Annotated in this window: 8 protein-coding genes; 4 read left to right on the top strand and 4 right to left on the bottom strand. The window is 68.2% G+C overall.

Annotated elements, in window-relative coordinates; genetic code table 11:
* The 3 genes from HOQ08_RS08245 to hisIE all read left to right on the top strand — a co-directional run.
* Positions 1 to 304, top strand: a 304-nt coding sequence (locus HOQ08_RS08245) for a HisA/HisF-related TIM barrel protein (protein WP_291193177.1), incomplete at its 5' end; no start/stop codon positions are given.
* Positions 298 to 1,068, top strand: coding sequence for an imidazole glycerol phosphate synthase subunit HisF (gene hisF / locus HOQ08_RS08240; protein WP_291193175.1), 771 nt, complete (start codon positions 298 to 300; stop codon positions 1,066 to 1,068). The genes HOQ08_RS08245 and hisF, both read left to right, overlap by 7 nt.
* A gap of 44 nt (positions 1,069 to 1,112) precedes the next feature.
* A complete protein-coding gene (gene hisIE, locus HOQ08_RS08235; RefSeq protein WP_291193173.1) occupies positions 1,113 to 1,733 on the top strand; it encodes a bifunctional phosphoribosyl-AMP cyclohydrolase/phosphoribosyl-ATP diphosphatase HisIE in 621 nt (206 codons plus the stop codon).
* A gap of 41 nt (positions 1,734 to 1,774) precedes the next feature.
* Here the strand turns inward: hisIE and HOQ08_RS08230 are convergent, their stop codons facing one another.
* The 4 genes from HOQ08_RS08230 to HOQ08_RS08215 form a co-directional block, all read right to left on the bottom strand.
* The gene (locus HOQ08_RS08230) at positions 1,775 to 2,812 is read right to left on the bottom strand and encodes a C13 family peptidase (protein WP_291193171.1); all 1,038 of its coding nucleotides are present in this window, start codon (positions 2,810 to 2,812) and stop codon (positions 1,775 to 1,777) included.
* Between the two features lie 11 nt (positions 2,813 to 2,823).
* Positions 2,824 to 3,510, bottom strand: coding sequence for an acireductone synthase (mtnC, locus tag HOQ08_RS08225; RefSeq protein ID WP_291193169.1), 687 nt, complete (start codon positions 3,508 to 3,510; stop codon positions 2,824 to 2,826).
* A 114-nt stretch (positions 3,511 to 3,624) separates the two neighbouring features.
* The gene (locus HOQ08_RS08220) at positions 3,625 to 4,179 is read right to left on the bottom strand and encodes an acireductone dioxygenase (RefSeq protein ID WP_291193167.1); all 555 of its coding nucleotides are present in this window, start codon (positions 4,177 to 4,179) and stop codon (positions 3,625 to 3,627) included.
* The gene (locus HOQ08_RS08215) at positions 4,176 to 4,820 is read right to left on the bottom strand and encodes a methylthioribulose 1-phosphate dehydratase (protein ID WP_291193166.1); all 645 of its coding nucleotides are present in this window, start codon (positions 4,818 to 4,820) and stop codon (positions 4,176 to 4,178) included. The genes HOQ08_RS08220 and HOQ08_RS08215 overlap by 4 nt, the downstream gene beginning before the upstream one ends.
* Before the next feature lie 163 nt (positions 4,821 to 4,983).
* On the opposite strand from HOQ08_RS08215, the gene HOQ08_RS08210 reads away from it, so the two are divergent.
* Positions 4,984 to 5,319: a high-potential iron-sulfur protein gene (locus HOQ08_RS08210; RefSeq protein ID WP_291193164.1), complete on the top strand. Its 336-nt coding sequence runs from the start codon at positions 4,984 to 4,986 to the stop codon at positions 5,317 to 5,319.
* The last annotated feature ends 385 nt before the right edge of the window (positions 5,320 to 5,704 follow it).

The raw sequence follows: 5,704 nt of genomic DNA, 5'->3' as shown, positions 1-5,704 counted from the left end.
GCTCTTCCGATCTTGGTACGCGGCGCACGGCGCGCGCCACCTGCTGTGCACCGACATCGATCGCGACGGCATGCTGGCCGGCTTCAACCTGGCGCTCTACCGCCATCTCTCGGAACTGGCGCCCACGCTGTCCGTGCAGGCGTCCGGTGGCGTGCGCTCGGTGGAGGACATCGGCGCGGCGCGGGCGGCCGGTGCGCATGGCGTGATCCTCGGCCGTGCGCTGCTGGAAGGCCGCTTCGGCCTGGACGAGGCGATCGCTTTGCGCGGTCCGATCCCGCAGACCCGCGAGGGTGCGCGATGCTGAGCCGCCGCATCATTCCCTGCCTGGACGTGCGCGACGGCCAGGTGGTCAAGGGCGTGCGCTTCCGCGACCACGCGGTGGTCGGCGGCATCGTCGAACTGGCGCTGCGCTACCGTGACGCGGGCGCGGACGAGCTGGTGTTCTACGACATCACGGCGAGCCCCGAGGGACGTGGCGTCGATCGCGGCTGGGTCGAGCGCGTGGCCCGGGTGATCGACATCCCCTTCTGCGTGGCCGGCGGCATCCGCAGCGTGGAGGAGGCGCGCGCCGTATTGCACGCGGGAGCGGACAAGGTATCGATCAACTCGCCGGCATTGGAGCGGCCGGCGCTGATCGGCGAACTGGCCGACGCGTTCGGCGTGCAGTGCGTGGTGGTCGGTGTCGATTCGCTGCGCGATGCCGACGGGGAGTGGCGCGTGCGCCAGTACACCGGCGACCCCGCGCGCACGCGGGCGCTGCCATGGCGCACGCTGGACTGGATTGCCGAGGCGCAGCGCCTGGGCGCGGGCGAGATCGTGCTCAACTGCATGGGCAGCGACGGCGTGCGCGGCGGCTACGACGTCGGACAACTGGCGCAGGCGCGCGCCATCTGCGAAGTGCCGCTGGTGGCCTCGGGCGGTGCCGGCGTGCGCGAGCATTTCCGCGACGTGTTCGTCGATGCCGACGTGGACGGGGCGCTGGCGGCCAGCGTGTTCCATGCGGGCGTGATCGAGGTGCCGGCGCTCAAGCAGTGGCTGGCCACGCAAGGCGTGGCTGTGCGTGTCTAGGTCGTGGCCGGCGTTGTCCGGTCATCCGTGCGGGACGAGGTGTCATGTTGCGGTTTGAAGAGAAAGCATTGAACGTGGATTTCGCCAAGGGCGGCGGGCTGGCGCCGGCGATCGTGCAGCACTGGCTTACCGGCGAGGTGCTGATGCTGGGTTACATGGACGCAGAGGCGCTCGCGGCGACACGTGCAAGCGGCATGGTGACCTTCCACAGCCGCAGCAAGGGGCGCCTGTGGATGAAGGGCGAGGGTTCGGGGAACGTGCTCAGGCTCAAGGGCCTGCATGCGGACTGCGATGCCGATGCGCTGCTGGTACTGGCCGAGCCCGCGGGGCCGACCTGCCACCGGGGGACGCGCAGCTGCTTCGGCGGCGAGGTGCAACCGCCGGCCGGTTTTTTGGCCGAGCTCGATGCCCTGGTTGCCCGGCGCGCCCGGGAGCGTCCGGCCGGCAGCTACACCACGCAACTGCTGGATGGCGGCGTGCGCAGGGTGGCGCAGAAGGTAGGCGAGGAGGGCGTGGAGACGGCGCTGGCCGCCGTTGCTCAGGACGATGCCGCACTGCTCGGCGAGGCGGCGGACCTCATCTATCACCTGGTCGTGTTGCTGCGGTCCCGGGGCCTGGGGTGGGACCAGGTGACGCGCGTGCTGATGGAGCGCCATTCGGGGTGATGCGAGCGTCATTGCATGGCGCTCCTCATGCACCGCCGCCGTTATCTGCTGGCGGCTGCCTTTTTCTGCAAGGCGACGGGCGTGGTTGCCGGAGAGAAGGGCACAGGCGGCCCGAGCCTGATGCCGGCCTGCCATTTGGACAGCTGGCCTGCGATGCCGGGGCCGATGTCGATCTGCGGCTCGGATGCGAGCAGGTGATCCTGCCGCTCCCAGGTTGCGACCTCGCCGGAAGCCTGCCTGAAGGCGGCGACGAAATCGCTCGTGCGGTTGAGCGCGTCGATCAGCCAGGCACGTCCGAAATAAGTGGCGGCCGAGTCGTTGCCGCAACCGAACGAGCTGCGATCGGCGCGCGCGGCGGTGATCACCAGGGTGCCGTTGCCCCGCAACGGCGGCACGAAGCCGCCGGAGTAGCAGGCGTTGACCACCACCACCTTCCACTTGAATGGCCGCGCCTTGAGGATGGCGCCCAGATCCTCCGCGCCGATCTGGTCCAGCGGCAACGGATCCATGTCCACCAATAGGCTGTGGTCCTCGCTGCCGTGGCTGGTGAGGTAGAGCAGCAGGATGTCGTGCTGCGGATCCATCCGCTTGGCCAGGCCATCGAGCGCGAACTCCAGGTTGCTCCAGGTGGCGAGGGGGCGGCTGGCGAGGGTGTCGGGATGGTTCTCCAGCACCAGCGCGTGGGCGCTGGGGCCGAAGCGCTGGGTGAACAGGTGGGCGGCGTATTCGGCTTCGTTGCGGAACACGTCCTCGCTGCCGTCGCCGGCAAAGGCCAGCAGGTAGAGGTTCGGCTTGCCCGGCACGCGTGGGCGCAGCTGCGCCAGCGCCTGTCCCAGCCGCTGCGGCTGCGCGTAGATCACCTGCTCGGGCGTGGGCGCCTGCTCGGGCCAGTCGTCGCCCGGCGCCGTTTCGGCCTGCGTTTCGTCCGGCGGCGGCAGCACGGTTGCGGGAGCGGCCGGCTGCGCGGTCAGGACCTGCGCGTGCGGAACCGTTGATCGCGGCAGCCGGCCATGCTGCACCGCCAGCATCGCTAGAACACCGGCGGCAAAGGCGAGCAGGGCTGTCAAGATGGTGCGCATCGCAGCTCCCGTCAGACCTCGATGGCGTCGAAGTCGGCATGCACGCGATGGCGCGGATCAGCCGGCGCCGGCTGCGGCGGCCGCACCAGCCAGCCGGTCTGCAGCCCGGCCGCCCGGGCGGCATCGAGCTCCTCCACGATGTCGGACAGGAACAGGATGTGTTCCGGCCGTTCGCCGAGCGCCTCGGCGATCCTCGCGTACGAGGCCGCTTCCCGCTTGGGGCCGGTCTCGGTATCGAAATAGCCGGCGAACAGCGGCGTCAGGTCGCCCGCCTCGCTGTAACGGAAGAACAGCCGCTGCGCGGGTACCGAGCCGGAGGAGTAGACATACAGGTGCAGCCCGTCGGCGCGCCAGGCATGCAGCCGGGCGGCCACTTCCGGGTAGACGTGGGCGCGGTATTCGCCGGCTTCGTAGCCCGCCTGCCAGATCATGCCCTGCAGGGCCTTGAGCGCGGTGGACTTGCGGTCCTGGTCGATCCATCCCAGCAGCAGCTCGATGATCTCCTGGCGGCTGGCCTCGATGATGCCCGCTTCCTTGGCCGCCTCGTGCAGCCAGTGCCGCACTTCGGGCCGGTCGGCGTGCGTTTCGATGAATGCGGGCAGGCGTTTGCGCGCATAGGGAAACAGCACGTCCTTGACGAAACTGATCGAGCTGGTGGTGCCTTCGATGTCGGTGACGATGGCGCGAATGGTGGTCATGGGCGGCACGTGTCCGGGGAGGACGGCAAGGATAGCCGCTGCGCTGCCCAGGCAGTGCAGATGAGGCTATCGGCCACCGGTATCGCAAGGCGGGTCGAAGCCAACCTGTGGATCTCAGCGCGCGGCCGGTTCCATCCGCGGAAAGCGCTCGGCGATGTCCGCCCCGGTGAAGTTGGCCACCCAGCCTTCCTTGTTGGTGAACAGGCGGATGGCGACGAAATAGGGCGCCTCGCTCATGTCGAACCAGTGCGGCGTGCCGTCGGGCACGCCGATCAGGTCGCCGGCCTCGCATAGCACGTCGTAGACCTTGCCACCGATGTGCAGGGTGAACTGGCCGCTGCCGGCGACGAAAAAGCGCACCTCGTCCTCGCTGTGGGTGTGTTCGCTCAGGAACTTCTGCCGCAGCACCGCGCGATCGGGATGGTCGGGCGCCAGGCTGATCACGTCGACCGACTGGTAGCCTTCCTCGCGCATCAGCCGGTCGATGTCGCTCCGGTAGGCGGCGATCACGTCCTCCTGGCTTGCGCCGGGGGCGATCGGAGCGCTGGCCCCCCACTGCTCGAAGCGGACGCCGGCCCTGCCGAGTTCGCGGGCGATTTCGGCAGGCGCGGTGTGCACGCTGGCGGGCGTGGCCGGGTGGGTCTCGTCGTAGATGCGCAGGCGGCTCATGCAGACAGTCTCCTGAGGTCCAGCTCGCAGCCGAGCAAAAATTCGAGCGCTTCCAGGTGGCGACGCGCCTGCGCCATGTCGGTGCCCCAGGCGTAGATGCCGTGGCCATCGATCAGGTAGGCATGCAGCGGCTTGCCGGCATCCAGCCAGGCATCGACCTGCGCGACCAGCTCGGGCATGTACTGGGTGTTGGGGAACACCGGGATCTCAAGCACGCTCTCGTGCGTGGTGTAGCCGGTGATGGCCTTTTGCAGTTCCCAGCCTTCCAGTACGACGCGCCCGGCGCGGGCGAACAGCCGCGAGGCCACGCTCTGCGTGCGCGAATGAGTGTGCAGCACGGCCTGCACAGCGGGCATGCGGCGGTAGACCTGGGTATGCAGTTCGGTCTCGGCACTGGGGCGGGCGCGAGTGCCGACGGCGTGCCCGGCCATGTCGACAAGCATGATGTCCTCGCGCCCCAGCCGGCCCTTGTCGCGGCCGGAGATGGTGACCGCGGCAAGCTCGCCGTTGATGCGCATCGAGAAATTGCTGCTGGTGGCCGGCGTCCAGCCCAGCGCGGACAGCTCGCGCGCGGCTTCGGCGATGGTGTCCGCACACAGCGCGAAGCGGGCGGGATCGACGGAGGAGGGGAGTTCCTGCATGAGCGATTTGGACGTCCAAACGGTGGGCGACTATAGCACGCGGACCGGTGCGTTCCGCGGCAAATGCGAGTCGTTCTCGCAAGTCAGGTTTCATTGACACGGCGAGCGTACCATCGGCCTGGGCTGCCGCATCCGCGGTGGCGGAAACAACGGAGGTTCACCCATGTCGCAAGAGAAAGATCTCCAGTCGCGCAGGCGTTTCCTCAAGGTGGCTGCCGGTACCGCAGCGGCCGCGGCGGTGGTGGGGAGCTTGCCGCGTTTTGCACGTGCGGCGGATCTGCCGCACGTGGCCGAGTCCGATCCGACGGCCAAGGCGCTCGACTATACCGAGGACGCCAGCAGTTCGAAGAACCCCAAGCACAAGTCCGGCGACGTGTGCGCGAATTGCCAGTTCTATAGCGGCACCGGCACGACCGGCTACGGCCCCTGCCAGCTGTTCCCCGGCAAGTCGGTGAACGCCAAGGGCTGGTGTGTGTCGCACACGCCCAAGAAGGCCTGAGGGTCCACGCATCGCATCGGCGCGCATAGGCGCGTCGAGGTGTGCAGGGGAGACGTGGTTGCAGGGATGGTGGCCGACCGGCCGGTCTTAAAAGTGCTGCCCAGACGCGTCAGGCTGAGGAGCTGACCCGCCTGACGCGCCGGGCGGCGATCCGGGGCCCACTGCCAAGTGATCAACCCTCGGACTTCGAATGATACTCCGCAGCGGGCGCTTGGGGTGATCGGCGGTGGGATTTTTCTCGAAAAACTTCCGTTAAGTTGTTGGTAATCAACATCTTGGACGAAAAACTTGGCTGCCGTCCGACAATTCCAGTTCTATAAATTTTTCGTTAAATGCGCAAACTCCCGCGTTCGCCTGCGAACTCCGCGAAACGCTCAAGGGGTGG

Origin of the sequence: Frateuria sp. (genome assembly GCF_013362045.1) — a bacterium.
In the GTDB taxonomy this organism is placed as follows: Bacteria; Pseudomonadota; Gammaproteobacteria; order Xanthomonadales; family Rhodanobacteraceae; genus Frateuria_A.
The sequence above is the reverse complement of the archived record's forward strand: the minus strand, read 5'-3'. Positions and strand labels throughout refer to the sequence as shown.

What these genes read in the sequence shown, in the direction of transcription:
- hisF (WP_291193175.1), top strand. Translation starts at nt 298, where the DNA reads ATGCTGAGCCGCCGCATCATTCCCTGCCTGGACGTGCGCGACGGCCAG.
- hisIE (WP_291193173.1), top strand. Translation starts at nt 1,113, where the DNA reads ATGTTGCGGTTTGAAGAGAAAGCATTGAACGTGGATTTCGCCAAGGGC.
- HOQ08_RS08230 (WP_291193171.1), bottom strand. Translation starts at nt 2,812, where the DNA reads ATGCGCACCATCTTGACAGCCCTGCTCGCCTTTGCCGCCGGTGTTCTA.
- mtnC (WP_291193169.1), bottom strand. Translation starts at nt 3,510, where the DNA reads ATGACCACCATTCGCGCCATCGTCACCGACATCGAAGGCACCACCAGC.
- HOQ08_RS08220 (WP_291193167.1), bottom strand. Translation starts at nt 4,179, where the DNA reads ATGAGCCGCCTGCGCATCTACGACGAGACCCACCCGGCCACGCCCGCC.
- HOQ08_RS08215 (WP_291193166.1), bottom strand. Translation starts at nt 4,820, where the DNA reads ATGCAGGAACTCCCCTCCTCCGTCGATCCCGCCCGCTTCGCGCTGTGT.
- HOQ08_RS08210 (WP_291193164.1), top strand. Translation starts at nt 4,984, where the DNA reads ATGTCGCAAGAGAAAGATCTCCAGTCGCGCAGGCGTTTCCTCAAGGTG.